At 68.9% G+C, this 24,355-nt stretch carries 21 protein-coding genes; 6 read left to right on the top strand and 15 right to left on the bottom strand.

Annotated features, from left to right (window positions below; all coding sequences use genetic code 11):
• Positions 1-69 precede the first annotated feature (69 nt).
• A complete protein-coding gene (locus RMCN_RS12180) occupies positions 70-405 on the top strand; it encodes an RNA polymerase-binding protein RbpA (RefSeq protein ID WP_064350208.1) in 336 nt (111 codons plus the stop codon).
• Positions 406-497: 92 nt separating this feature from the next.
• On the opposite strand, the gene RMCN_RS12175 is transcribed toward RMCN_RS12180, so the two are convergent.
• Genes RMCN_RS12175 through RMCN_RS12160 form a run of 4 tightly spaced genes read right to left on the bottom strand, consistent with a single transcriptional unit; the run spans position 498 to position 5,010 of the window.
• Positions 498-1,274, bottom strand: coding sequence for a polyprenol monophosphomannose synthase (locus tag RMCN_RS12175; protein WP_067389316.1), 777 nt, complete (start codon positions 1,272-1,274; stop codon positions 498-500).
• Positions 1,271-2,911 (bottom strand): apolipoprotein N-acyltransferase, encoded by a 1,641-nt coding sequence (lnt, locus tag RMCN_RS12170; protein WP_067389312.1) that lies wholly within the window; start codon positions 2,909-2,911, stop codon positions 1,271-1,273. The genes RMCN_RS12175 and lnt overlap by 4 nt, the downstream gene beginning before the upstream one ends.
• Complete coding sequence (locus tag RMCN_RS12165; protein WP_064414146.1) at positions 2,904-4,490, bottom strand: amidohydrolase; 1,587 nt, start codon at positions 4,488-4,490, stop codon at positions 2,904-2,906. The genes lnt and RMCN_RS12165 overlap by 8 nt, the downstream gene beginning before the upstream one ends.
• A gap of 13 nt (positions 4,491-4,503) precedes the next feature.
• Complete coding sequence (locus tag RMCN_RS12160; RefSeq protein WP_064350082.1) at positions 4,504-5,010, bottom strand: FxsA family protein; 507 nt, start codon at positions 5,008-5,010, stop codon at positions 4,504-4,506.
• A gap of 47 nt (positions 5,011-5,057) precedes the next feature.
• On the opposite strand from RMCN_RS12160, the gene RMCN_RS12155 reads away from it, so the two are divergent.
• Positions 5,058-5,765 (top strand): dienelactone hydrolase family protein, encoded by a 708-nt coding sequence (locus tag RMCN_RS12155; protein WP_064414145.1) that lies wholly within the window; start codon positions 5,058-5,060, stop codon positions 5,763-5,765.
• Here RMCN_RS12155 and RMCN_RS12150 read toward each other — a convergent pair.
• The 8 genes from RMCN_RS12150 to RMCN_RS12115 all read right to left on the bottom strand — a co-directional run bounded on the left by RMCN_RS12150 (position 5,749) and on the right by RMCN_RS12115 (position 15,622).
• Positions 5,749-6,135 carry a PPOX class F420-dependent oxidoreductase gene (locus tag RMCN_RS12150; protein ID WP_067389310.1) on the bottom strand — a complete coding sequence of 129 codons (387 nt, stop codon included), beginning with the start codon at positions 6,133-6,135 and terminating at the stop codon, positions 5,749-5,751. The genes RMCN_RS12155 and RMCN_RS12150 overlap by 17 nt on opposite strands.
• A gap of 2 nt (positions 6,136-6,137) precedes the next feature.
• Positions 6,138-6,518, bottom strand: coding sequence for a PPOX class F420-dependent oxidoreductase (locus tag RMCN_RS12145; RefSeq protein ID WP_067389307.1), 381 nt, complete (start codon positions 6,516-6,518; stop codon positions 6,138-6,140).
• A 9-nt stretch (positions 6,519-6,527) separates the two neighbouring features.
• The gene (gene cobN, locus RMCN_RS12140; protein ID WP_067389304.1) at positions 6,528-10,109 is read right to left on the bottom strand and encodes a cobaltochelatase subunit CobN; all 3,582 of its coding nucleotides are present in this window, start codon (positions 10,107-10,109) and stop codon (positions 6,528-6,530) included.
• Positions 10,110-10,526: 417 nt separating this feature from the next.
• A complete protein-coding gene (locus tag RMCN_RS12135; RefSeq protein WP_067389301.1) occupies positions 10,527-11,984 on the bottom strand; it encodes a flavin-containing monooxygenase in 1,458 nt (485 codons plus the stop codon).
• Positions 11,985-12,046: 62 nt separating this feature from the next.
• Positions 12,047-13,012, bottom strand: a complete 966-nt coding sequence (locus RMCN_RS12130) for a glycine betaine ABC transporter substrate-binding protein (protein ID WP_067389298.1) — start codon at positions 13,010-13,012, stop codon at positions 12,047-12,049.
• Positions 13,009-13,779 carry an ABC transporter permease gene (locus RMCN_RS12125; RefSeq protein ID WP_064414139.1) on the bottom strand — a complete coding sequence of 257 codons (771 nt, stop codon included), beginning with the start codon at positions 13,777-13,779 and terminating at the stop codon, positions 13,009-13,011. The genes RMCN_RS12130 and RMCN_RS12125 overlap by 4 nt, the downstream gene beginning before the upstream one ends.
• Positions 13,776-14,978: an ABC transporter ATP-binding protein gene (locus RMCN_RS12120; RefSeq protein ID WP_067389295.1), complete on the bottom strand. Its 1,203-nt coding sequence runs from the start codon at positions 14,976-14,978 to the stop codon at positions 13,776-13,778. The genes RMCN_RS12125 and RMCN_RS12120 overlap by 4 nt, the downstream gene beginning before the upstream one ends.
• Positions 14,975-15,622 (bottom strand): ABC transporter permease, encoded by a 648-nt coding sequence (locus tag RMCN_RS12115; protein ID WP_064414137.1) that lies wholly within the window; start codon positions 15,620-15,622, stop codon positions 14,975-14,977. The genes RMCN_RS12120 and RMCN_RS12115 overlap by 4 nt, the downstream gene beginning before the upstream one ends.
• A 134-nt stretch (positions 15,623-15,756) precedes the next feature.
• On the opposite strand from RMCN_RS12115, the gene RMCN_RS12110 reads away from it, so the two are divergent.
• The 4 genes from RMCN_RS12110 to RMCN_RS12095 are packed head-to-tail and all read left to right on the top strand — an operon-like array spanning position 15,757 to position 19,997.
• The gene (locus tag RMCN_RS12110) at positions 15,757-16,695 is read left to right on the top strand and encodes a TauD/TfdA dioxygenase family protein (protein ID WP_067389292.1); all 939 of its coding nucleotides are present in this window, start codon (positions 15,757-15,759) and stop codon (positions 16,693-16,695) included.
• Between the two features lie 57 nt (positions 16,696-16,752).
• On the top strand, positions 16,753-17,868 hold the full coding sequence (gene cobG / locus RMCN_RS12105; protein WP_067389291.1) for a precorrin-3B synthase: 1,116 nt from the start codon (positions 16,753-16,755) through the stop codon (positions 17,866-17,868).
• Positions 17,869-17,877: 9 nt separating this feature from the next.
• A complete protein-coding gene (locus RMCN_RS12100) occupies positions 17,878-18,504 on the top strand; it encodes a precorrin-8X methylmutase (RefSeq protein ID WP_067389289.1) in 627 nt (208 codons plus the stop codon).
• Complete coding sequence (locus RMCN_RS12095) at positions 18,501-19,997, top strand: precorrin-2 C(20)-methyltransferase (protein ID WP_067389287.1); 1,497 nt, start codon at positions 18,501-18,503, stop codon at positions 19,995-19,997. The genes RMCN_RS12100 and RMCN_RS12095 overlap by 4 nt, the downstream gene beginning before the upstream one ends.
• Here RMCN_RS12095 and RMCN_RS12090 read toward each other — a convergent pair.
• From RMCN_RS12090 to RMCN_RS12080, 3 genes are read right to left on the bottom strand one after another with little or no spacing between them, the layout of a single operon-like run.
• On the bottom strand, positions 19,985-22,549 hold the full coding sequence (locus RMCN_RS12090) for a multicopper oxidase domain-containing protein (RefSeq protein ID WP_067389284.1): 2,565 nt from the start codon (positions 22,547-22,549) through the stop codon (positions 19,985-19,987). The two genes, RMCN_RS12095 and RMCN_RS12090, sit on opposite strands and share 13 nt — an antisense overlap.
• Positions 22,546-23,637 (bottom strand): DUF8744 domain-containing protein, encoded by a 1,092-nt coding sequence (locus RMCN_RS12085; protein ID WP_067389281.1) that lies wholly within the window; start codon positions 23,635-23,637, stop codon positions 22,546-22,548. Before RMCN_RS12085 ends, RMCN_RS12090 begins: the two co-directional genes overlap by 4 nt.
• Entirely contained in the window at positions 23,630-24,328 is a 699-nt protein-coding gene (locus tag RMCN_RS12080) for a helix-turn-helix transcriptional regulator (RefSeq protein WP_067389278.1), read from the bottom strand. Before RMCN_RS12080 ends, RMCN_RS12085 begins: the two co-directional genes overlap by 8 nt.
• Between the last annotated feature and the right edge of the window lie 27 nt (positions 24,329-24,355).

The raw sequence follows: 24,355 nt of genomic DNA, 5'->3' as shown, positions 1-24,355 counted from the left end.
GGGAACTTCACAGCATGCTGCGGCGTTGATGATTCGGACAATAACGCGCTGATCGAGGAGTGTTTGACGATGGCTGATCGCGTCTTGAGGGGAAGTCGCCTCGGAGCCGTGAGCTACGAGACCGACCGCAACCACGACTTGGCGCCGCGTCAGGTCGCGCGGTACCGCACCGACAACGGTGAAGAGTTCGACGTCCCGTTCGCCGACGACGCCGAGATCCCCCACACCTGGCTGTGCCGTAACGGCATGGAAGGCACCCTGATCGAGGGTGACGCCCCCGAGCCGAAGAAGACCAAGCCGCCGCGCACGCACTGGGACATGCTGCTCGAGCGCCGGTCGATCGAGGAGCTCGAGGAACTGCTCAAGGAGCGGCTCGACATCATCAAGGCCCGCCGCCGCGGCTGACCCCGTCGTTCACCGCGAGCGACCGCTTCACGCCACGAAAGCACGGCGTGTTGCGGTGCGAACACGGTCACTCGCGGAGGGTGGGGTGAGGGTCAGCGCGTGACGCGGGCCCCGCGGCCGCGGTCGATACGGCCGCGCAGACCCCACTCCGCGACCTTGAACAACGCCTCGCGGATATTGGACCCGCTCATCTTGGACTGGCCGAACTCGCGTTCGGTGAAGGTGATGGGCACTTCCACGACGACGAACCCGTTGTTGATCGTGCGCCAGGTCAGGTCGATCTGGAAGCAGTACCCCTTCGAGTCGACCGCGCTCAGGTCGATCTTTTCCAGCACCTCGCGGCGGTAGGCGCGATAACCGGCGGTGATGTCGTGGATGTCGACGCCGAGCAGGATGCGCGAATAACCGTTGGCGGTCCGCGACAGCAGCAGGCGGCGGCGCGGCCAGTTGCGGACCTCTCCGCCGGGCACATAACGCGAACCGATCACCAGGTCGGCGCCGCCGTCGATGGCGTCGAGCAACCGGTACAGCTGTTCGGGCGGGTGGCTGCCGTCGGCGTCCATCTCCACCAGCACGGAGTACTCGCGGCTGAGCCCCCAGGCAAACCCGGCCAGGTACGCCGCGCCCAGACCACCCTTGGCATTGCGGTGCATGACGTGGATGCGGTCGGGGTCGGCGAGGGCCCGTTCGTCGGCGAGCCTGCCGGTGCCGTCGGGGCTGCCGTCATCGACGATCAGGATGTGGACGTCGGACAGCGCCTTCTGGACGCGATCGACGATCAGCGGAAGGTTCTCCCGCTCGTTGTACGTGGGGATGATGACCAGCGTGCGCTGGCTGGGTCGCTCGCCCGGGTCCCGGCCCGTCGTCATGTGGCTCCTCTGTCTGTGGTGCCGCCGCCCACGCGGCGACGCACAAAGCTTTTATTGTGCAGTATCGCGGTGAGCAGGCTGCCCACGCCGAGGGCGATGAGCAGCCCCTCCACCAGCGGCCCGAACCGTGTCGCGGCGCTGAGCTGGGTTTTCAGCCGTACCGCGGAGTCCAGATACGCGGGTTCGTAGAACGCGGTGCGAGCCAGCTCACGGCCGTCCGGCGAGATGATCGCGCTGATCCCCGTCGTGCCCGCCACCACGACGTAGCGGTCGTGTTCGACAGCACGCAGCCGGGCGAAGGCGAGTTGCTGCTCGCTCATGGACTCGGTGAACGTCGCGTTGTTGGACGGCACGACCAGCATTTGGGCGCCGTTGCGCACCGACTCGCGCGGCGCACGGTCGAAGATCACCTCCCAGCACGTCGCCACCCCCACCGGCACACCGGCCGGGTGCACGACGCCTGTTCCGTCCCCCGGTACGAAGTAACCGGCGCGGTCGGCGTACTCGGAGAAGTTGCGGAAGAACCCGCGCCACGGCAGGTACTCGCCGAACGGCTGCACGATCTGCTTGTCGTGGCGCTCGCCGGGACCGCTGCCCGGGTTCCACACGATCACCGAGTTCGTCGTGGTCGGCTCCTCGGGCGTGGCGCCGGGCGCCTCGACGACCGCGCCGACGAGGATCGGCGCGTCGATGGCTTCGGCGGCTGAGGAGATCAGCTCATGGGCGTCGGGGTTGGCCAGTGGATCGATGTCGGAGGAATTCTCGGGCCAGACGACGAACATCGGCCGCGGCGCCCGCCCCGCCCGCACGTCCTCGGCCAGCCGCAACGTCTCGCGGACGTGGTTGTCGAGCACGGCGCGACGCTGGGCGTTGAAGTCCAGTCCGAGCCGGGGCACATTGCCCTGGACGACGGCGACGGTGACCGAGTGCTCGTCGCCGGCGCCCAGACCCGACTGGCGCACGTGCGGCCATGTCAGCGCAGTGACTAGCAGCACGGCGCTGATGCACAGGCCGGGCACCACCACGGCCGGCGGTGCGGCTTTCTGCGCATCGTCACGCCGCCACCACTGGATGACCTCGAAAACCATTGCCGCCAAGCTGAACCCGACGAGCACGACCGCGAAGGACAGCAGCGGCGCCCCGCCGAGCTGCGCGATCGACCGCAGCGGGCTCTCCGTCTGGCCGTAAGCGACGACGCCCCAGGGGAATCCGCCGAACGGCACCGTCGACTTGAGCCACTCCTGCGCGGCCCACAACCCGGCGAACCACAGCGGCCAGCCCGGGAGCCGGCGAACCACCACAGCGGCCGCCCCGAACAGCGCGGGAAACACCGCCTCGGCGAGCGACAGCCCGATCCACGGGAACGGCCCGACGAACGCCCCCACCCACGGCAGCAGCGGCAGGTAGAAAGCCGCCCCGAACAGGAACCCGTAGCCGAATCCGCCTCGCACCGTGGTGGTTTCGCGTGTCAATACCCACGCCAACAGTGCGAACGCGACGAAGCCCAGATACCACCATCCAAACGGCGGGAAGCTCAAACACAGCAGCACGCCGGCGACGATCGCGACGCCCAGCTGTGGTAGCCGGTCCACCATCACCTGACCGAACCGCCTTGCCTTCGAGGGAGTTTCAGCCATGGATGACGACACCCCGATGGACCGTCTGCCGACACCGGGGTGACGGGCCGTCGAGTCGCGGCAACGCCGGCACCCGCGACCGCTGGTCGGTGGACCACCGTTGCACCGCGTCGGCGGGGGCACTCACCTCGAGTTCGTCGGCTTCCCAGATCGCGTACGAGGCCGGTGCCCCGGGAACGAGGGTGCCCGCCAACCCGTCTCGAACGCCGGCGGCGCGCCACGCACCTCGGGTGAGCGCTGCGAACGCCGCACGCGCCGAGAGCGCACTGCCCGGCGTCTGGTGTCGCGTCGCCGCGCGCAGTGTCGCCCAGGGGTCGATCCCGGTGACGGGGCTGTCCGAGCCGAAGGCGAGGGGCACGCCTTGGGATGCTAACAGCGCGAACGGGTTCAGCGATCGGGCTCGCTGCGGCCCGAGACGCTGGGCGTACATGCCGGTTTCGCCGCCCCAGAGCGCATCGAAATTCGGTTGCATGCTGGCGAGCACACCCCAGGCGCCGAGCTTGTGCGCCTGTTCTGAGGTGACCATCTCCAGATGTTCGAGTCGATGCCCGCACCGGGCGACCGCGGGAGCGCCCGAGGAGGCGACGACGGACTCGAGGGCGTCGACCACCGCGGTCACGGCGGCGTCGCCGATCGCGTGGAAGCCGGCCGCGATACCCGCCTCCGTGCACGCCTGCAGGTGGGCGGCGATGGCGTCGGGGGCGAGGTAGGTGTTGCCCACGCAGCCGGGCGCGTCGTCGTAGGGCTCGTGCAGCCAGGCCGTGCGCGACCCGAGCGCTCCGTCGACGAACAGGTCGCCCGCCAGGCCGCGCGCGCCGGTGCGTTCGATCAGTGCGCGTGCCTGGTCGGCCGTGGTGACCGCTTCACCCCAGTAGCCGACGACATCGACGCCGTGGTCGAGGGCGCGGATCTCATCCCAGTCGTCGAGGCCGCCGATGTCGGGGCCCGCGCATTCGTGCACCGCGACGATGCCGTGCGCCGCCACCGCGTTGAGCGCGGCGGTGCGCGCGTCGGCACGCTGTGGGGCGGTCAGCCCGGCCCGCGCGGCGGCGCGGACCAGGTGATGGGCGTCGCTGGTCAGCGGCCGCTGCGGGTCGTATCCGGCCGCGTCGGCCAGGCCCGGGCACCGCGTGCGCAGCGCGGTGGACGCCGCGGCCGAGTGCACGTCGACCCTGGCGAGGTAGGTCGGCCGGTCCCCCACGACGGCGTCGATGTCATCGGTGCTGGGCGGGGTGCGCTGCGGCCATGTCGACTCGTCCCAGCCGTGCGCCCAGATCGGACCGTCAGGGTGGCTGCGGGCATGGTCGGCGAGCAGTTGCAGGCAGTGTTGAAGCGAGGCGGCGGCCCGCAGATCGAGCCCGGCGAGCGTGAGCCCGGTGGCGGTGAGATGGATGTGGCTGTCGACGAAGCCGGGTGCGACGAAGGCACCGTCGAGGTCGATGACCTGCGCGTCGGGGAACTGGCTGCGGCCGACGTCGTCGCTGCCCAACCATGCGATCACACCGTCGCGCACGGCCAGCGCCGTGGCGTCGGGCATGGCGGGGCTGTGCACCCGCCCGTTGAGCAGAAGGGTCGTCACCTACGGGAGGTTCTCACAGCCCGTCGGTGGTGGGACGCGGGCGCTCCACGGCGGGCGGTTCGACGTCGACCACGTCGACGACCTCGCCGTCGATGTAGTCACCGTGCTGGGTGGCCGAGTCACGCCGGTTGGTGGCCGCCCCCCACCCGGCCATTCCGGCGGTGATCAGCGGCATCCGGCGCGCGGCGAGCGCGGTCACCAGCGGGCGGCCCGCGGCCCGCGTCGGCGGCAGCAGGAGCAGCACCCCCGCCACCGAACTGGCCAGACCCGGAATCACGACCAGCACGGTGCCGAGCGCGACGAGGACGCTGTCGGCGGCGGTACCGTGCAGGGTCGCCGGGGTCAGGCCCGAGCGCAACCTGCCGATATGACGCCTGACCTGCGACCCTGCCAGCGCGAAACCCAGCACGAACGTGGTGAGCAGCGCCAGTAGCGTCCAGCCGATGCCGATCGTCGACACCAGGGCCACCACGACCGCGATCTCGATGACCACATAGAGGACAAACAGCCGCATCGCCATACGGGGTAAACGTCCGGACGGCCTCGAGGGTTCCGTAGATTGGCGGTGTGGCCACGATCAAGATCGATACACCGGGCGGTCCGATCGACGCGTTGCTGTCGACGCCGGGTGGCGAGGGTCCGTGGCCGGCGGTCGTGGTCGTGCACGACGCGATCGGCTACGGGCCGGACAACGAGGCGATATCGGCGCGCATCGCCGAGGCAGGCTACATCGCGATCACTCCCGACCTGTACGCGCGCGGTGGCCGGGCCCGCTGCATCACCCGGGTGTTCCGCGAACTGCTTTCCAAGCGCGGTCGCGCGCTCGACGACATCCTGGCCGCCCGTGACCATGTGCTGGGCCTGCCCGAGTGCACCGGCGCGGTCGGCATCGCCGGCTTCTGCATGGGCGGGCAGTTCGCGCTGGTGATGTCGCCGCAGGGGTTCGGCGCGTCGGCACCGTTCTACGGCACCCCGCTCCCCCGCCGTCTCGACGAGACGCTGACCGGGGCGTGCCCGATCGTCGCGAGCTTCGGCAGGCGCGACCCGATCGGCATCGGTGCGGCGGACAAGTTGCGAAAAGTAGTCGCGGACAAGGGTATTGCGGCAGACATCAAGGTGTATCCGGACGCCGGGCACAGCTTCGCGAACAAGCTGCCGGGCCAACCGCTGTTGCGGATCACCGGGTTCGGCTACAACGAGGCGGCGGCCAACGACGCCTGGGCGCGGGTGTTCGGATTTTTCGGCGAACACCTGACGGCTACCCCGCGGGCTTGATCTCGATTCCGATGTGAACCTTGTCGATGCCGCCACGGAAGAGTGCCTGCGGGATCCACCACCACGCGTGCCACCAGTAGCGCCTGGTGACCTTGTCGAAGACGCGGCGGGTCTCCTCCTTGGGCAGCACCCTGGCGACGGCCTCCACCGGACCGCCTTTCGGCTTGCCCAACGCCGTCGACTTCTGGATCGTCACCCGCGGAGTGTTGTTGATGCGCTTGGTTTTCCACGACCCGTCGTCGGTGATGACGAGCAGCTTGCCGTCCTCGGGCGCACCCCAGATCGGGGTGGGCTTGGGCTTGCCGTCCTTGGTGAAGGTGGTCAGCAGAATGTACTTCGAGCGGGCGACGTCGCCGAACGTGTCAGCCATGGTCAGCCCGGCTTGATCTCGATGGTCACGTTGTTCTTCATTCCCCCGCGCAGCTTGGAGAAAACGTTGAACGTCTTGCCCAGCAGCCCGTAGCGCTTGCCGATGGCGTCGTAAGTCGCGCCGTTGGCCGACTTGTCCAGAACAGCCGCGACGGCGTCGACGGCCTCGCCCTTGGGGTTGCCGCGCATGTCGCACGGCGCGATGGTCACGCGTGGGGTGTTGCGGATCCGCTTGACCTTCCACGACTTCTCCTGCGTGATGGCGATCAGGCCGTCGCCGTCGGGCACCGCCCAGATGGGTGTCGGCTTGGGTCTGCCGTCCTTGGTGAACGTGGTCAGCAGGATGTACTCGGATTTCGCGACATCGGCAAAGGTGGCAGACACGACACCAACCTAGCCCTCCAGGTCGCCTTCGGTCTCCAGCAGCACCTTGCGCAATCCGTCGAGCGTCGCCTGTTCGGGTGCCGCCCACATACCGCGGTCGGCGGCCTCCAGGAGCCGTTCGGCCATACCGTGCAGCGCCCACGGATTGGATTCGGTCATGAATTTGCGGTTCTCGTCGTCGAGCACGTATTCCGCCGACAGCCGCTCGTACATCCAGTCCGCCATCACGCCGGCGGTGGCGTCGTAGCCGAACAGGTAGTCGACCGTGGCGGCCATCTCGAACGCGCCCTTGTAGCCGTGCCTGCGCATCGCGTTGATCCAGCGCGGGTTGACCACGCGGGCGCGAAACACCCGGGTGGTCTCCTCGGACAGGGTGCGGGTGCGCACGGCGTCGGGTCGGGTGTTGTCGCCGATGTAGGCGGCGGGGTCCTTGCCGGTCAACGCACGAACGGTGGCGATCATGCCGCCGTGGTACTGGAAGTAGTCGTCGGAATCGGCGATGTCGTGTTCGCGGGTGTCGGTGTTCTTGGCCGCCACCGCGATCCGGCGGTACTGCCGGCTCATATCGTCGCTGGCGGCGGCTCCGTCCAGACCGCGGCCGTAGGCGAATCCGCCCCACGCCGTGTACACCTCGGCGAGGTCGGCGTCGTCGCGCCAGTTGCGGCTGTCGATCAGCTGCAGCAGCCCGGCACCGTACGTGCCCGGCTTCGAGCCGAAAATCCTTGTGGTGGACCGGCGCTCGTCGCCGTGCTCGGCGAGGTCGGCCTGGGCGTGCGCACGGACGTAGTTGTCCTCGGCTGCTTCGTCGAGTCCGGCCACGAGCGCCACGGCGTCGTCGAGCATCGTGACGACGTGCGGGAAGGCGTCCCGGAAGAACCCGGAGATGCGCACGGTGACGTCGATGCGGGGCCTGCCCAGGTCGGCCAGCGCGATCGGTTCGAGGTCGACCACTCGCCGCGACGCCTCGTCCCACACGGGGCGCACACCCAGTAGGGCGAGCACCTCGGCGATGTCGTCACCGGCGGTCCGCATGGCCGATGTGCCCCATACCGACAGACCGACCGACCGCGGCCAGTCGCCGTAGTCGTCGCGGTACCGGGCCAGCAGCGAATCGGCCATCGCCACACCGGTTTCCCACGCCAGCCGCGACGGCACCGCCTTCGGGTCGACCGAGTAGAAGTTGCGCCCCGTGGGCAGCACGTTGACCAGCCCGCGCAGCGGTGACCCCGAGGGGCCGGCGGCGATGAAACGTCCGTCGAGCGCCCGAAGGATCTGGGTGATCTCCTCTGCCGTGCCCGCGAGCCGCGGCACCACTTCGGTGGCGGCGAACCGCAGCACCGCGGCAACGTCGGCGTTGTCGGTCAACGTGTCGACCATCTCGGAGTTCCATCCCGAATCCTGCAGCGCGGCCACCAGTTTCCGGGCTTGCGCTTCGGCGGCATCGACGGCGGTGCGTTCGTCGTGGCCGTCCTCGGCGAGGCCGAGTGCCTGGCGAAGTCCGGGCACCGTCTGCTCGCCGCCGAACAGCTGACGGGCCCGGAGCACCGCCAGCACCAGGTCCAGTTCGTCCTCCCCGCTTGGCGTTTGGCCGAGGATGTGCAGGCCGTCGCGGATCTGAACGTCTTTGATCTCGCAGAGCCAGCCGTCGACATGCAGCAGCATGTCGTCAAACGAGTCCTCTTCGGGCCGCTCCTCGAGGCCGAGGTCGTGGTCCATCTTCGCGGCGCGCATCAGCGTCCAGATCTGCTGGCGGATCGCGGGCAGCTTGCCGGGGTCGAGTGCCGACACATTCGCGTGCTCGTCGAGCAGCTGCTCCAAACGCGCGATGTCACCGTAGGTTTCGGCGCGCGCCATGGGCGGGATCAAATGGTCGACGAGGGTGGCGTGCGCGCGACGCTTGGCCTGGGTGCCCTCACCGGGATCGTTGACCAGAAACGGGTAGATCAGCGGCAGGCTGCCCAGAGCGGCATCGGATCCGCAGGCCGCCGACATGCCAAGCGTCTTACCCGGCAGCCACTCCAGGTTGCCGTGCTTGCCGAGATGCACGACCGCATCGGCACCGAACACCGACTCGATCCACCGGTACGCGGCCAGATAATGGTGGCTCGGCGGCAGATCCGGGTCGTGGTAGATCGCGACCGGATTCTCGCCGAAACCGCGTGGCGGCTGCACCATCAGGACGACGTTGCCCGCCTGCAGGGCCGCGATGACGATCTCACCGTCCGGATCGGCGCTGCGGTCGACGAACATCTCCCCCGGCGGCGGACCCCAGTGCTCGACGATCGCATCGGTGAGCTCGGCGGGCAGCGTGGCGAACCATTCGCGATAGTCGTTGGCCGACACCCGGATCGGGTTTCCCTCGAGCTGCCCTTCGGTCAGCCAGTCGGGGTCCTGGCCGCCGCGTTCGATCAGCGCGTGGATGAGCGCGTCCCCATCGCCGGCGTCCAGGCCCGGGACATGGTCGATGCGGTAGCCGTGCTCGCGCATCGCGCGCAGCAACGCGATGGCGCTGGCGGGCGTATCGAGGCCGACGGCGTTGCCGATGCGGGCGTGCTTGGTCGGGTAGGCGGAGAAGACGACCGCGATCCTCTTGTCCTGCAGCGGGATCGACCGCAGCCGGGCGTGGCGGACGGCCAGCCCGGCGACGCGCGCGCACCGTTCAGGATCGGGCACGTATGAGGTCAGGCCCTCGTCGTCGATCTCCTTGAACGAGAACGGCACCGTGATGATGCGTCCGTCGAACTCCGGCACGGCGACCTGCGTCGCGACGTCGAGCGGCGAGAGTCCGTCGTCGTTGTTCTGCCACTGAGCCCGAGAACTCGTCAGGCACAACCCTTGCAGGATCGGGACATCCAGCGCCGCAAGATGCGCGACGTTCCACGCGTCATCCGTGCCGCCGGCCGACACGCTCGACGGGGTGGCGCCGCCTGCTGCGAGCACCGTCGTGATCAGCGCGTCGGCCGTCGCGAGCAACTCGAGCAGGTCCGCGTCGGCGGTGCGCAGCGACGCGCAGAACACCGGCAGCGCACGGCCACCGGCATCCTCGATCGCATCACAGAGCGCCTCGACGTAGGCGGTGTTGCCCGCGAGGTGCTGCGCGCGGTAGTAGAGCACCGCGACCGTGGGACCGTCGCCGCCGCCGTCTCGGGGCACCACTCCCCACAGGGGCGTGCTCTCGGGTGGGGAGAACCCGAAGCCGGTCATCAACACCGTGTCGCACAGGAACGCGTGCAGGTGGCGCAGGTTCGAAACGCCGCCCTGAGCCAGATAGACGTGCGCCTGCAGCGCGACCCCGGCGGGCGTGGTCGAATGCCGCATCAGCTCCGCGTCCGGCGACTGCTCGCCGCTGACGACGACCGCGGGCACTCCGCTGGCCACCACCTCGTCGATGCCGTCCTGCCAAGCGCGGTAACTCCCGAGGATGCGCACCACCACGATGTCCGTACCGCGCAGCAGTTCGCCGAGTTCGCCGTCCACCAGTCGCGACGGGTTCGCCCACCGGTAGTTGGCGCCGCTGGACCGGGCGGTGATCAGGTCGGTGTCCGAGGTGGACAGGAGCAAGACGGCGGGGTCGCGAGACGGCTGAGCCACCCCCCATTACTACCCCACGCCGGTTTCCTGCCCACTCCCCGTGCGCCGACGGTGCGTGTCTGCTCAAGACACACCGCGTTATCGCGACAGTTTGCGCACGGTCGGCGGGCGCCGAGCGTGCGGTGATGCCGAGATTTCGCGGCGTGTCACGCAGCAGACACGCCCGCTCGCGGCACCTGCGGGAGGATGGCTAGGGGCGGTTCCAGCGGCCGTAGGTGCTCTGCGGATAAGGCAATCCGAGGGCGGCGATGAGTACGACCAGAAGAGCACCGAACACGATGAGTTCGAACATCGTCGTTCCTTCCTGACGCTTACTGCACACGCGTGCAGTAACCCGGAACTTACGACGTCAGCGGCGATATGAGACCGACTTGTGTGGCACGGATCACTAGAGGTTCTAGTGTGATCGCCGTCACGTTAGGTGGACTGGATCTCGAAGTCTGCGGGTACCGGCGCATGCAACAGCTTGCGGTGCTCCTCGGGCCGCCACGGGAAAAGCTCGGGGAGCCCATCTTTCCCCAGATACCAGCTGTTGCAGCCGGTTACCCAAACCGTCTGTGGCATAGCGGCTTTCATGTCCTCGTTGTACTCCTTGGTCGTCATGTCGGTCGGACCCACCGCGACGACACCGCCCTGACGGATCTGGTTCAGCCAGGCCAGCACGTAATCGGCCTGGGTCTCGGCGATGATGACCAGCGACTGGTTGCCGATCGGCGAATGTGGCCCGATCAGCATGAACATGTTCGGGAAGCCCGGTACTGCGACCGACCGGTAGGCGTGCGGACCCTCGGCCCAGGCCTCCTCGAGCGTTAACCCGCGCTCGCCGATCACGGTCATCGGGTGAACGTAGGCGTGGGCGTCGAACCCCGTGGCCAGTACGAGCACGTCCAGTTCGTGGTGCGTCCCGTCCGCGGTGACCACGCCCGTCGCCTCGATGCGGTCGATTGCATCGCTCACGACCTGCACGCCAGGCTTCTGCAGCGATTGGTAGTAATGACCGGCGAAGACCTGCCGTTTGCACAGCGGGTGATAGCTCGGCGTGAGCCTGCGGCGCAGTTCGGGATCTCGCACCGACAACCGCAGATTCAGTCGGCACAGCGCCACCATGACCCGTCGCTGCCAGCCTGGTTCGACAACTGCGCGTGCCGGGATACGCTCGAATACGTTCTGCCAGAATCGATATCCGATCATGCATAGTTGCGGCCAGCGGCGCAGCAGCGTCTTCGTGAGCTTTGAGTAGCGAAGGTTCGGAGTCGGAAACACCCACTGGGGTGTGCGCTGGAAAACGACGAGCCGTCTGACCCTGCCGCCGAGTTCGGCGGCGATTTGCACACCCGAGGAGCCGGTGCCGATCAAACCGATGCGCTTGTCTTGTAGGAGAACCGAATGGTCCCAACGGGCGGAGTGAAAGCGAGGTCCGGCGAAGTTCGTCAACCCAGGGATGTCGGGATAACGCGGCACTCGCAAGACGCCGGTCGCCGTGATGAGCACGTCATAATCTTCTTCTCCCCCTGCGGTGGTAAGCACCCACCGGCCGCGCTCGTAGCGTGCCGATTCGACCGGGGTGCCGAACCGGATGTGCGGCATGACATCCCGGTCGGTGGCGACTTGATGGAAGTACGACTGGATCTCCGCCCCCGGCGAGTACAGCCGTGACCACCCCGGATTCGGCTGAAACGAATACGAGTAGAAGCGTGACGGCACGTCGCAGTGCAAGCCGGGATAGGTGTTGTCGCGCCAGGTGCCACCGACCTCGTCGGCCTGTTCGAAGATCGTGAAGGTGTCGATACCCGCGTCCTGCAGTTTGGCCGCCATACAGATGCCCGACATGCCGGCGCCCACGATCGCGATTCTCACTGCGCGTTTGTCTGCCATCGGACCCCCTTCGGCTACCGGAAGGGTACGCCTGACCAGCGCGGTTGTCGTCGCAATCGGGGCTACGGGACGGTGACGAAACCTTGGGCCACCATCCAGTCCCGCGCGACCTCGCTCGGGTCGCGGCCCTCCACGTCGACCTGTTTGTTCATCTCCATGATCGCCTCATTGGTCAGCGCCGCCGTCACCGGCGCGGTGACCTCCGCGATCTGCGGATGTGCTTCGTAGAAGGCGCGTTTCATGGTCACCGACGGGTTGTAGTGAGCGAAGAACTGCTTGTCGTCGGTGAGCACGATGAGGTCGAGCGCGGCGATGCGGCCGTCGGTGGTGAACACCTCACCGAAGTCGCACTGCGTGCCGTCCGCGGTGGCCTGGTAGATGATGCCGACCTGCAGTACCGGCGTCTGCGCCCGCCCCGGATCGAACCCGTAGGCCGCCGCCATTCCGGGGAAGCCGTCCTGGCGGGCCCGAAATTCGGTGTCGACGCACGTACGCGCCGCCGCCGGATCGCGCTTGACCAGCTCGGCGTATTGCGAAAGCGTACGCACGCCGGTCCGTTCGACGACCGCCCTGCCGGCCGCCAACGCGTACGTGTCGTCCATCGGTCCTGGCGGCAACCACACCATGTCGTTGCGGGCCAGATCTTCATCGCGGACGGCCTCGAACTGCTTGCGGCTGTCGGGGATCGGCTTCTCGTGCCCCAGGTAGTTGATCCATGCGTTGCCGGTGAACTCGTAGGCGACGTCGACCTGACCCGACAACTGGGCTTCCCGGGTGCTGCGGGAACCCACGATGCCGGTGAGGTCACGCACGTCGGCACCCGCGGCGGCCAACGTGAACTCCAGGATGTAACCGAGGATCACCTGCTCGGTGTATTCCTTGGAGCCCACCGTGATTCGCACTCCCTCGAGTGCGGCGACGGGCTGGATGGAACCCGGCCCCACCTTCAGCGGCACGGTGCTGCCCGCGCCCAGGCCGCACCCGGTCAGCAGGAGGCAAGCCAGCGCGGCGATGGTCCGGCGGATCATCGAAGGCCCTTGGGGTTGAGGTAGAACTCGGCCAGCCCGCCCAACCAGTCGACCAGCAGGGCAAGGCACACCGCGAGCACGCTTCCCAGGATCAGGGTCACGTTGTCCTGCAACTTGTAGCCGGTGTCGATCAGGATCCCCAATCCGCCGGCGTTGACGAGGAAGCTCAACGTTGCGGTTCCCACGGCGAGCACCAGCGACGTGCGCAGTCCGGCCAGGATGTACGGGATCGCCAGCGGCAGCTCGACCCGCGTCAGCACCGAGCGTCGCGACATGCCCTGTCCCAGCCCGGCGTCCACCAGCGACCGGTCCACCTGTGTGATGCCGAGAATGGTGCTGGCCAGCACCGGCAGCAGTGAGTACAGCGCGATCGGAAGGACGCCGATCCAGAACCCGGTCCGACCGGTCCACAGGAACAGCAGCACCAGCAGCCCGATCGCCGGTGCCGCCTGACCGATGTTGGCGACGCCCATGAACAACGGCCGCAGCAGTTTCGCGCCGGGGCGGGTGACCAGCACTCCCAGCGGAACACCGATGGCGAGCACTATCGCGGTGACCGCCACGGTGATCAACAGGTGCTGCCAGATCAGCGTGGCGATGTTGCCGGGGTTGATGTTCTCCTGCTGGGTGGCGGTGAGGTCGCGGTTGAACGCCCAGAACACGACGGCCGCAGCGATGACCAGCACCAAGACGGGCTGGATGAGCAGTCGTCTGCGCTCGCCCGGATTGGCGCGCGCCGATTGAGCGGTATCGGTGACCGCGGTCATGGTCGTCCGTCCGTGTCGGCCTGCGCCGAAGCCCGCAGCCAGGTGATCGTGTCGATCAACGTGTCCAGCGTGACCACACCGGCGTACCGGCTGCCCGGGCCGGCCACCACGGCCGACGCATGCTGTTGGGCGAGGATGGCCTCCAGCGCGTCTTCGAGGGTGGACTGCGTGCTGACCACGTCGAGCGCTTCGACGACGTCGGCGAGCGCGGTCGCGTGCTCGAGCTTGCTCTCCCGCACCCAACTGACCGGGCGCTCACGGTCGTCGAGCACAACGGCCCAATCGAACTCACTGCCCGCCAACGTCTTCCGGACATCATCAATCGAATCCGTCTGGCGTACCGAAGGATGCGGCCGTAGCTCGACGTCCTTGATCCGCATCAGGCCCAGTTGGCGCAGCGACGCGCCGGACCCGACGAAACCGGCGACCGTGTCGTCGGCGGGACTGGCCAGGATGTTCTGCGGAGTGTCGTACTGCAGCACCTTGGACTGGTTGCCCAGCACGGTGATCCGATCACCGAGTTTGACGGCCTCACCGAAGTCATGGGTGACGAAGACGATGGTCTTGCGCAGCTCACCCTGCAACCGCAGAAGTTCATCCTGCAGCGTGCTGCGCGTGATCGGGTCGACGGCGCCGAACGGTTCGTCCATCAACAGAACCGGAGGGTCGGCCGCCAGCGCGCGCGCAACGCCCACACGCTGCTGCTGCCCGCCGGACAGTTGACGCGGATACCTGTCGGCGTACTGGCCCGGTTCCAGCCCGACCATGTCGAGCAGTTCGTCGACCCGTTCGGCGATGCGTTTGCGGTCCCAGCGCAGCAGACCGGGCACCAGGCCGACGTTCTGCCGGATCGTCATGTGCGGGAACAGACCCGCCTGCTGGATGGAGTAGCCGATCGAGCGGCGAAGTTCGGTCGGACGGATCGACATCGCGTCGTTGTCGCCGATCATGATCGTCCCCGACGTCGGCTCCGAGAGCCGGTTGATCATCCGCATCATCGTCGTCTTCCCGCAGCCCGACGGGCCGACGAACACGACGATCTCGCCCGCGGGGATCTCGAGCGACACGTCGTCCACCGCGGGGCGGTCGGAACCGGGATACACCTTGGAGACGTGGTCCAGCACGATGCGGACCCCGGTGCTGCCGTTCGAGCTAGTGTCCTCCGACGCGATGTTCTCTGCCTTCGAATGCCCTGTCATCGAATGCCTTTCGACGTGGTGAGGCGGCCGATCAGTACGAGCACCGCATCGAGTGCGAGCGCGAGGATGACGATGAGCAGCGTTCCGGCCAGCGCCATCGGAAGGGCCGTCGGGCTGCCCACCCGCGCCAACCCGGTGAAGATCAGGTTCCCCAGCCCCGGTCCTTTGACGTAGGCCGCGATCGCCAGCACGCCCATCGACATCTGGGTGCTGATCCGCATGGCCGACAGGATCGACGGCCACACCAGCCGCAGTTCCACTCGGGCCAGGGTGTCGAGCCTGCTCATCCCGATGCCCCGCGCCGCATCGGTCAGCGCAGGGTCCACCGCGTTGAGGCCGACGATCGTGTTGCGCACGATGGGCAGCAGCGAATACAGCACCAACGCGGTGATGCTGGGTACCACGCCGAGCCCGAACAACGGGATCAGCAGGCCCAGCAGCGCGAACGCCGGGACGGTCATGATCACGCTGGAGGTCGCGGTGGCGAGGTTGGCGGCCATCGGGTTGCGGTAGGTCAGCACACCGATCACCACACCGACGATCGTCGCGATGAGCACACTCTGGACGACCGCACTGACGTGCTGGTAGGAGTCGAACGCCAGCTGCGCTTGGTGGGCCCAGATGTAGTCCCACAGTGCCCTCACGGCGGTGAGCTACCCGATCTTGATCCAGCCGAAACACCTGCCCGGTTCGATTCGCGCTGAGTCCAACGGTTGGCGTCACACCTCCCGGAGACGAATGTGAGCACCACGTTTCATGCATCGTTTGGAGGTTCCCCGTGCCGTCATCTCTGCGGGTGGTCAAGCTCGGCGCTCACATCGGCGCCCGGATCGAGGGCGTCGACCTCAGCGCTGGAGTCGACGCGAGAACCGCGTCGGCGATCAACTCGGCCCTGCTCGACCACAAGGTGATCTTCTTCCGCGACCAGCACGGCCTGGATGACGACGGTCAGCTCGCCTTCGCGCAGGCATTGGGCACCCCGACCGCCGCACACCCGACCGTGACCTCGTGCGGTGAGCGCTTCCTGCCCATCGATTCCCGCTACGACAAGGCCAACAGCTGGCATACCGACGTGACGTTCGTCGACCGGATCCCGAAAGCGTCCATCCTGCGCGCCATCACGCTGCCTCCGTACGGCGGCACGACGACGTGGGCGAGCACCGAAGCCGCGTATGACCGTCTTCCGGCGCCGTTGGCAGCGCTGGCCGAGAACCTGTGGGCCGTGCACACCAACCAGTACGACTACGCCACACTGCACGACGAGCCGTACGCAGCGCCCACCGCCGAGCAGCAGTCGTATCGCGATGAATTCGTCTCCGACTACTACGAAACCGAGCATCCCGTGGTCCGCGTACACCCGGAGACCGGCAGGCGGGTGCTGCTGCTCGGCCACTTCGTCAAGAACTTCGTCGGGCTCGGATCAACCGAGTCGGCCACCCTGTTCAATTTGCTCCAGGCGCGAATCACGAAGTTGGAGCACACGATTCGGTGGGACTGGCAACTCGGCGACGTCGCGGTGTGGGACAACCGGGCAACCCAGCACTACGCCGTCGCCGACTACGACGACCAGTACCGCAGGCTCAATCGCATCACCCTGGCCGGGGACATCCCGGTCGACATCCACGGCAGGTCCAGTCGCGCCGTCGTCGGCGACGCCTCGGCATATTCGGCGGTGATCAGTGCCCGCAGCGGGCAGACCGCGGCCCTGGCCAGCTGATCACGGCCGTCGTGCTGCCCGTGTTCGTGGCAGACACCCGCGGACTACCGTGAACTCGTGGCCAGGATCCGCGACCAGGACGCCTGCCCCGGTGCGCTGCAGGTGCATCGGGCGGCGGACGGCGCGTTGGCGCGGGTGCGGCTGCCGGGCGGGCTGATCACCGCCGCGCAGTTGGAGGCCCTGGCCCGGGCGGCCACCGACTGGGGTGCAAGCACGCTGGAACTCACGTCGCGGGGCAACCTCCAGATTCGCGGCGTGACCGACACCGGGGCGGTCGCCGAGGCCGTGGCCGCGGCGGGGCTGCTCCCCTCGCCGACCCACGAGCGCGTGCGCAATATCGTCGCCTCACCGCTGTCGGGACGGGTGGGAGCGACCGCCGACATCCGTGGGCTGATCAGCGAACTCGACGGCGCCATCCAGGCCGACGCGGACCTGGCCACGCTGCCCGGGCGCTTTCTGTTCGGCATTGACGACGGGCGCGGCGACATCTCCGGTCTTGCCCCCGACGTCGGCGTGCACGTCGAGGCCGCTGACGCGGCACTGCTGGTGGCCGGGCGCGACACCGGCGTGCGGCTGCGGATGCGCACAGCGGTGTCGACGATGGTGGATGTGGCCCGACGCTTCGCCGCCATACGCGGGAATGCTTGGCGCGTCAAGGAACTCAGCGATACCGATGTGCTGCTGGGCGGATTGTCGCCGACCGTGGACCCGGGTGTGACGTGGCCCGCGGTCACCCGGCCGCCCGTCGGTTGGCTCGAACAGCACGACGGCCGCATAGCGTTGGGTGCCGCGGTCCCGCTGGGTGTGCTGCCCTCCCGGACGGCGGAGTTTCTCGCCGCGATCGAGGCGCCGATGGTGATCACGCCGTGGCGCTCGGTGCTCGTTTTCGACCTCGCCGAGGACGTCGCCGACGTCGCGCTGCGCGTGCTCGCGCCGCTGGGACTGGTGTTCGACGAGAACTCGCCCTGGCTGTCGGTCAGCGCGTGCACGGGACGTCCCGGCTGTGAGCATTCGCGCGCCGACGTCCGAGCGGACGCCGTCGCGGCCATTGACGAGCCGGCCGCGGGCCACCGGCACTTCGTCGGATGCGACCGGGCCTGCGGCAGCCCGCCCACCGGTGAGGTGCTGGTGGCAACCGGAGACGGATACCGGACGCGCGACGCTCACCCGTAGGGTGATCGCGTGCTCGACTACATCCGCGACGCCGGGGAGATCTACCGGCAGTCGTTCGCGACGATCCGCGATGAGGCGGACCTGACGCGATTTCCCACAGATGTCGCCCGGGTGGTCGTGCGGTTGATCCACACCTGCGGCCAGGTCGACGTCGCCGACCACGTCTCATTCAGTCCCGACGTGGTTACCCGCGCCCACTCCGCGCTGGGCGCCGGCGCCCCGGTGCTGTGTGACTCGTCGATGGTCGCCGCGGGGATCACCCGGTCGCGGCTGCCCGCCGACAACGAGGTGATCTCGCTGGTGGCCGACCCGCGCGCCGCGGACCTCGCCGCGCGCCTCGGCACCACCCGGTCCGCGGCGGCCGTGGACCTGTGGGCCGACCGGCTCGCCGGTGCCGTGCTGGCGATTGGCAACGCGCCCACCGCGTTGTTCCGGCTGCTCGAACTCCTCGACGAGGGCGCTCCGACTCCTGCGGCGGTGCTCGGCGGTCCGGTCGGCTTCGTCGGCTCGGCGCAGTCCAAACAGGAACTCATCGACCGCCCCCGCGGGATGGCCTATCTGGTGGTCACTGGGCGCCGAGGCGGCAGCGCGATGGCCGCTGCGGCCGTGAATGCGATTGCGACGGAACGGGAATGAGCGGCACACGGGAGAAGTCGCCGGAGGCGGCGAGAGGACAATTGTGGGGCGTCGGGCTGGGTCCCGGAGACCCGGAGTTGGTGACGGTCAAGGCGGCACGGGTGATCGGCGAGGCCGACGTCGTGGCATACCACAGCGCGCGGCACGGCAAGAGCATCGCGCGCGGTATCGCCGAACCGTACCTGCGGCCCGGTCAGATCGAAGAGCACCTCGTCTATCCGGTCACCACCGAGACGACCGACCACCCCGGCGGCTACGCCGGGGCGATGGAGGACTTCTACCGTGAGGCCGCCGACCGCATCGCCGCGCACCTGGAGGCCGGCCGCGACGTCGCGCTGCTCGCCGAGGGTGACCCGCTGTTCTACAGCTCCTACATGCACATGCACACGCGGCTCACCGAACGGTTCGACGCGGTCATCGTGCCGGGAGTGACGTCGGTCAGCGCGGCGTCGGCGGCGGTGGCCACTCCCCTCGTCCAGGGCGACGAGGTGTTGACGATCCTGCCCGGCACGTTGCCCGCCGACGAGCTTGCACGCAGGCTCGCCGACACCGACGCTGCGGTCATACTCAAACTCGGACGGTCGTATCCGGCTGTGCGCGAAGCACTCTCGGCAACCGGTCGGTTGGACGACGCGTTCTACGTCGAGCGGGCCAGCACCTCACAGCAGCGGGTGCTCGGCGCCGGCGAGGTCGACGACGCCACCGTCCCGTACTTCTCGCTGGCGATGCTGCCGGGCCGACGCGACCAGCAGACGCCGACCGGGAGAGTCGCGGTGGTCGGGCTGGGTCCGGGCAGCACCGACTGGATGACCCCGCAGTGCCGTCGTGAACTCGCCGCGGCCACCGACCTCATCGGCTACGGCCCCTACCTCGACCGGGTCGGCAACCGGGCCGGCCAACGCAAGCACCCCAGCGACAACACCGACGAGCCCGCCCGGGCCCGGTTGGCGTGCACATTGGCCGAGCAGGGCCGGGCCGTCGCGGTCGTGTCGTCCGGCGACCCCGGGGTTTTCGCAATGGCGACCGCGGTGCTCGAGGAGGCCAAACAGTGGCCGGGGATCTCGGTGCGGGTGATTCCGGCGATGACGGCGGCGCAGGCCGTCGCCAGCCGGGTCGGTGCGCCGCTGGGTCACGACTATGCGGTGATCTCGCTGTCGGACCGGCTCAAACCGTGGGATGTGATCGCCGCCCGGCTGACCGCAGCCGCAAAGGCCGACTTGGTGCTGGCGATCTACAACCCGGCGTCCAAGACCCGCACCTGGCAGGTCGGTGCGATGCGCGACCTGCTGCTCGACCACCGCGATCCGGGTACCCCGGTGGTGATCGGTCGCGACGTGTCCGGCCCCCGCGAGGAGGTCACGGTGGTGCGCCTGGCGGACCTGGACCCCGCCGACGTCGACATGCGCTGCCTGCTGATCATCGGCTCGTCGCAGACGCAGTGGTACACCGACGACGGTGACCGGGTGTTCACACCGCGCCGCTATCCGGAGTGACCGGTGACCTCGATGATCCCGTGAGCGCCGCGCTCGGCGTCGACCATCGCGTGGGTGACGAACGGATAGCGCCCGGGCTGATCGAAGCTCAGCTCGACGAAACCGCCTTGTGCCGCTGACAATCCGAGGGCCTGCGCGCCGCCGGGACCCGGTCGAAGCCGGTAGTCACCCTCGGACCACACGGTGTCGAACTGGCCGCCGACGACGTGGAAGGAACTGCCCCGGTTCGGTCCGGCCGCCAGCACCCAGATTCGCACCCGCTCCCCGGTCCGTGCGGTCAGCGGCGCGTGGTCGTACTGGTTGGCGTAGCCGTTGAACACCACCAGGTCCGGTTTGTCGGCGACGACCTTGGCGGCGTCCACCTCGCCGCCCGGCGGGCCGAGGTAGTACTCGGACTGCACGAGAAGGTATTCGCGGTCCACAGCGGCGAGGTCCGGCGGGTCGATGATCACCGCCCCGAACATGCCGTTGGCGATGTGCACCGACATCGGCATCGTCGAGCAGTGATACATCCACACGCCGGCGCGGGTCGCGGTGAACCGGTAGACCAGGCGTTCGCCGGGTCGGATGGTGCGCATCGGCACGTCCGGCGCGAGCGCCCCGGCGTGGAAGTCGATCGAATGCCCGATCGTCCCGTCGTTGACGAGGGTGACCTCGAAGACGTCGCCGACCTTGCCCCGCAGCGTCGGCCCGGGCGCCGAGCCGCCGAACGTCCACTGGCGCTGCGTGATTCCCGGTGACACCTCCCGCGTCGTCTCGGTGACCGTCAGCGTGATGCGGTGAGCGGGCGTCGCGGCGGCCAAGGCGGCGTCACGCGGGTTGAAGCCGGGCCCCGGCCGCGTGGTGAGGCTGCGCGCGACGTCGTCACCGGCGATCGATTGCGGCGCCGTCTCATGGTGTCCCGGATGGTGGATTCCGTCCGCGCGTACCGACATGGTCATGCCCATCTGGCGGTGCCCGGCGATCGAGCACCACCCATCGAGGTCGGCGCCGATCACCCCGGCGTCGAGGACGGCCTGCTCTCCGGGCGCGAGGCGGCCGGTCCTGGTCCCGCTCGACAGCACCAAGTCGTGGTGGTCGGATCCGCTGTTGACCAGCGTGACCTCCAAGCGGTTGCCGGCGGGTACCGAAATGTTGTCGGGCACATAGCGCATTCCTTCGATGCGCACCTCGACCCGGGTGGTCTGTCCGGTCGCGGGCACCGATGCCGACGGGGCCGTCGCGACGCCGGTCGCGGACGGGTCCGCGGCCACTGCGGCCGCTGCCGTGAGCACGACGACGGCCAGTCCGGCGGCGGCGACGCCGAGCCGCTGTCGCACCGGCGGTCCGGACGGCGGCGGTCCCGGCGTCGACGGCGTCTCACGGAGTCTGCGTGCCCGCCACACCGCGCGGGCCAACAGCGGCAGGAACGCGGCATAGGACGTCACCACCAAGACCGACGCCGCCACCCGCAGCAGGCTCGGCGTCGGCAGCACACACAACAGAAGCGCGAAGTTGGCGACCGCGAGCCGCCACGGTGCGCCGCGCTCCAATTCGGTTGTCGCCGCGATGGAAGCGGCGCGTCCGCCGACGACGATGGTGGTCAGATAGCTCAGCGCGCCCAACAGCACCTGAACCAGGAACCCTGCGAGCACCGCCACGGTGAGCGGACCGGCCCTGTCGAGCAGAGCGGGCCACGTCGGCGCGGTGGCGAAGGCGACCACGGCGTAGCTCAGCGAGCCCACCAGCCACACCACCCCGCACAGCACCGACAGCGTCGCGAAACTTCCCGGTCGCTTACGCCGAAATTCGTCGAGATGTGGCCACAGCACGTAGAGCGTCGCCGCCAGATAGGCCAGCGCCCCGGTGGCGGTCACCACCGGCGAACCGGCAACCGCCCCCGACGCAGCCACCGTCAATCCCCCTACCAGCCCGGGTAACCCACGCCGGGCGGCGACCTCGACGCCGTCGGCCATCCGGGTGCGTAGCATCGTCGGCCACAGGGTCACCAACGTGCCCAGCACCGTGAGCCCGACGAAACCGAACAAGTTGACCGCCGCGTGGGCGATGACGAACCGGTCGTGCAGGGCGCCGGGCAGCGTCGAGTTGGCCATCGCCACACCCAGTCCCGCCCCGATCGAAAGCAGCGCTGCGGCAGCGACGTAGTAGCGAACGGTGTCACCGAAGCGTGAGGGCAGCGCGGAGCGCAACTGCCGCACCAACGTGACGGCGTGGGCCAGCGCGACGCTGGCAACCGCGATGCCACCGGCCAGGACCGCCGGCCAGAAGGACAGGACCATGCCGGCGACCACCGCGACCGCGCCGAGGTTGAAAGCCGCGAGGGCGCAGGCCTGCCCGGCCCGCGAGGAGTCCGGCGGACGACGCAGAAGCGCATCGGCGAAGTGTCGGCTCCAGATGAGGATCGCGTTACCCGCCGCCCCCAGGCCGAGAAGATGGATCAGCAGCCATCCCGACGCCGGCACCGACCTGTGAACGATCGCAATCACCACAAGTGCTGTGAGCCAGGCGAATACGATCGATCCGACCCGCAGGTGCCACCGGGAGCGGTTCATGCCGGCACCCCGATCGGCCGGCGCCGCGTCGCCGCATGAACGGCAACCCCCGCGAAGGCGAGCACGGCAACGATGTTGAGCACCCCGCCGGCCTGCAGCGCCCACTCCACACCGCGCACGTCTCCGACGACCACCCGCAGCAGCAGCGATGCGTGCAGCAACACGACGGGGCCGTACATCGCCGGGGTGTACGGAACCGGGCGGCGCAGCACCGCAGGCATGATGACCGGTGCGTGCGCCATGATCATCGACAGCACGAACCCGAGCATCACCGCGTGCACCACCGCGTCGTAGCCGCCACCGGAGTGCACGGGACCCACCACCAGCCACGTCAGGCCCGGCACCGCCAGCCACGCGTATCCGGCCAGCAGGCACACGGCCATGTACCGCGTCAGCCCTGTCGTATGGACCGTGCGCCGGGCGATGTCGAATCGCAGCAGCCAGCAGGTGATGCCCAGGACCGCACCGCCGAGCAGCGCGAAACCAACTGTCGGCCAGAGTAATTGAGCCAACGCGCCGAGAACCACGGCCGTCGACGACGCGACGAGCAGGACTTCGGCGTTCGTGCCGAGCATCGCCACCCTGGCCAGTTCGAGGCGCTCTCCGGCGATGGTCAGGATGAGGAATCCGGCCAGCCAGCCCAGCAGGTCGGACACCGGCAGCCCGGCGGCCCACAGCAGCGCCGCGCCCGTCGCCAGCACAGCGCCCGCCGCCTGCACCAGCACGGCCGCATCCCAGCTGCGCCGCCACAGCGGCACGTATACCGCTGCGAGCAGCGCAGCCCCCGCGAGCAGGGCGAGGTCGGCGACGCGGCGCGGCGCCGGGCTCACGAGCAGAACGGCCCCCAGGCCCAGGAACGCCGGAGCGAGGTAGCACCACCGCCGGCCCGACGCGACCGCGCGTTCGACCGCGATCACGGTGCCCACGAAGCCGAGCACCAACAGCATCCCGTGCGCGTCGGCCAATCTCGCGGTGTCGATCGGAGCCGGCAGTCCGAGCCGCAACAGGCCCGCGTCCAGTCCGGCCAGCAGTGCGAACGCGCCGGGAACCAGCAGCAGTGCCCGCGGGGGAATCCGGTTCTCAGCCATGGCTTTTCACCACCGGATCCGGAAGGAACAACCGGCAGGCGCCGGGTTCGGCGAACGGGATCAGGTCCAGGCCGGGCCCGGTCGGCGCGTCGATGCTCTGCAGCAACCCTTCGACGATGCCGAGATGGACCTGGCAGACCACGCTCGGGTAGCGGCGGGCGGCCTCGAGCAGCGGACAGCGCCGCAGCGCCACCCCGCGCTCGGCACCCTCGTCGTCGGGCGCGAAGCCCAGCCGCGCCAGTGCGTCGAGGACCGCTTGGCGCGCATCGCCGTCGGTCCGTGCCACCTCGTCGGCCAACTCGCGCCCCCACTCGATGCCGGCGGCGCGGGCGTCGCGTTCGGGGTCGGCGCTGGTGCGGGCGAGATGCCCGGCGAGGGCGGTGGCAAGACCCGCGTAGTCACGGACCCGCACCGCGGGGTCGGCCGCCGAGGGCCGATAGAGCGCGGCGGGCCGGCCGCGCCCGGCGGCAGGTTCGGTGGCGCGCTCGACGAGGCCGAGGTCGACGAGCGCGTCCAGGTGCTCGCGCACGGTGTTCTGGTGCAGCCCGAGCGTCGCCGCCGCATCAACCGTGCGGACCGGGGCGTGCGCGCGCACATGCTCGAGCACCCTCAACCGTTGCCCCGACAAGGGCACCGGACCAGTCGCCGAAGGCGCCGGTGAGGGCCCGAGCGGCGGTGCGCTATTTACCACGGAAATAATTGTAGTAAATTGCTATCT

This window comes from Mycolicibacterium novocastrense (genome assembly GCF_001570485.1).
Taxonomy (GTDB): domain Bacteria; phylum Actinomycetota; class Actinomycetes; order Mycobacteriales; family Mycobacteriaceae; genus Mycobacterium; species Mycobacterium novocastrense.
This window is presented reverse-complemented; position numbering and strand designations above follow the sequence as displayed.

Excerpts from the sequence above, each read along its gene's own strand:
- RMCN_RS12180 (WP_064350208.1), top strand. The coding sequence starts at position 70 with ATGGCTGATCGCGTCTTGAGGGGAAGTCGCCTCGGAGCCGTGAGCTAC.
- RMCN_RS12160 (WP_064350082.1), bottom strand. The coding sequence starts at position 5,010 with ATGGCGATGCGGCTGTTTGTCCTCTATGTGGTCATCGAGATCGCGGTC.
- lnt (WP_067389312.1), bottom strand. The coding sequence starts at position 2,911 with ATGGCTGAAACTCCCTCGAAGGCAAGGCGGTTCGGTCAGGTGATGGTG.
- RMCN_RS12130 (WP_067389298.1), bottom strand. The coding sequence starts at position 13,012 with ATGATCCGCCGGACCATCGCCGCGCTGGCTTGCCTCCTGCTGACCGGG.
- RMCN_RS12095 (WP_067389287.1), top strand. The coding sequence starts at position 18,501 with ATGAGCGGCACACGGGAGAAGTCGCCGGAGGCGGCGAGAGGACAATTG.
- RMCN_RS12090 (WP_067389284.1), bottom strand. The coding sequence starts at position 22,549 with ATGAACCGCTCCCGGTGGCACCTGCGGGTCGGATCGATCGTATTCGCC.
- RMCN_RS12135 (WP_067389301.1), bottom strand. The coding sequence starts at position 11,984 with ATGGCAGACAAACGCGCAGTGAGAATCGCGATCGTGGGCGCCGGCATG.
- RMCN_RS12175 (WP_067389316.1), bottom strand. The coding sequence starts at position 1,274 with ATGACGACGGGCCGGGACCCGGGCGAGCGACCCAGCCAGCGCACGCTG.
- RMCN_RS12125 (WP_064414139.1), bottom strand. The coding sequence starts at position 13,779 with ATGACCGCGGTCACCGATACCGCTCAATCGGCGCGCGCCAATCCGGGC.
- RMCN_RS12120 (WP_067389295.1), bottom strand. The coding sequence starts at position 14,978 with ATGACAGGGCATTCGAAGGCAGAGAACATCGCGTCGGAGGACACTAGC.
- RMCN_RS12085 (WP_067389281.1), bottom strand. The coding sequence starts at position 23,637 with ATGGCTGAGAACCGGATTCCCCCGCGGGCACTGCTGCTGGTTCCCGGC.
- RMCN_RS12150 (WP_067389310.1), bottom strand. The coding sequence starts at position 6,135 with ATGGCTGACACGTTCGGCGACGTCGCCCGCTCGAAGTACATTCTGCTG.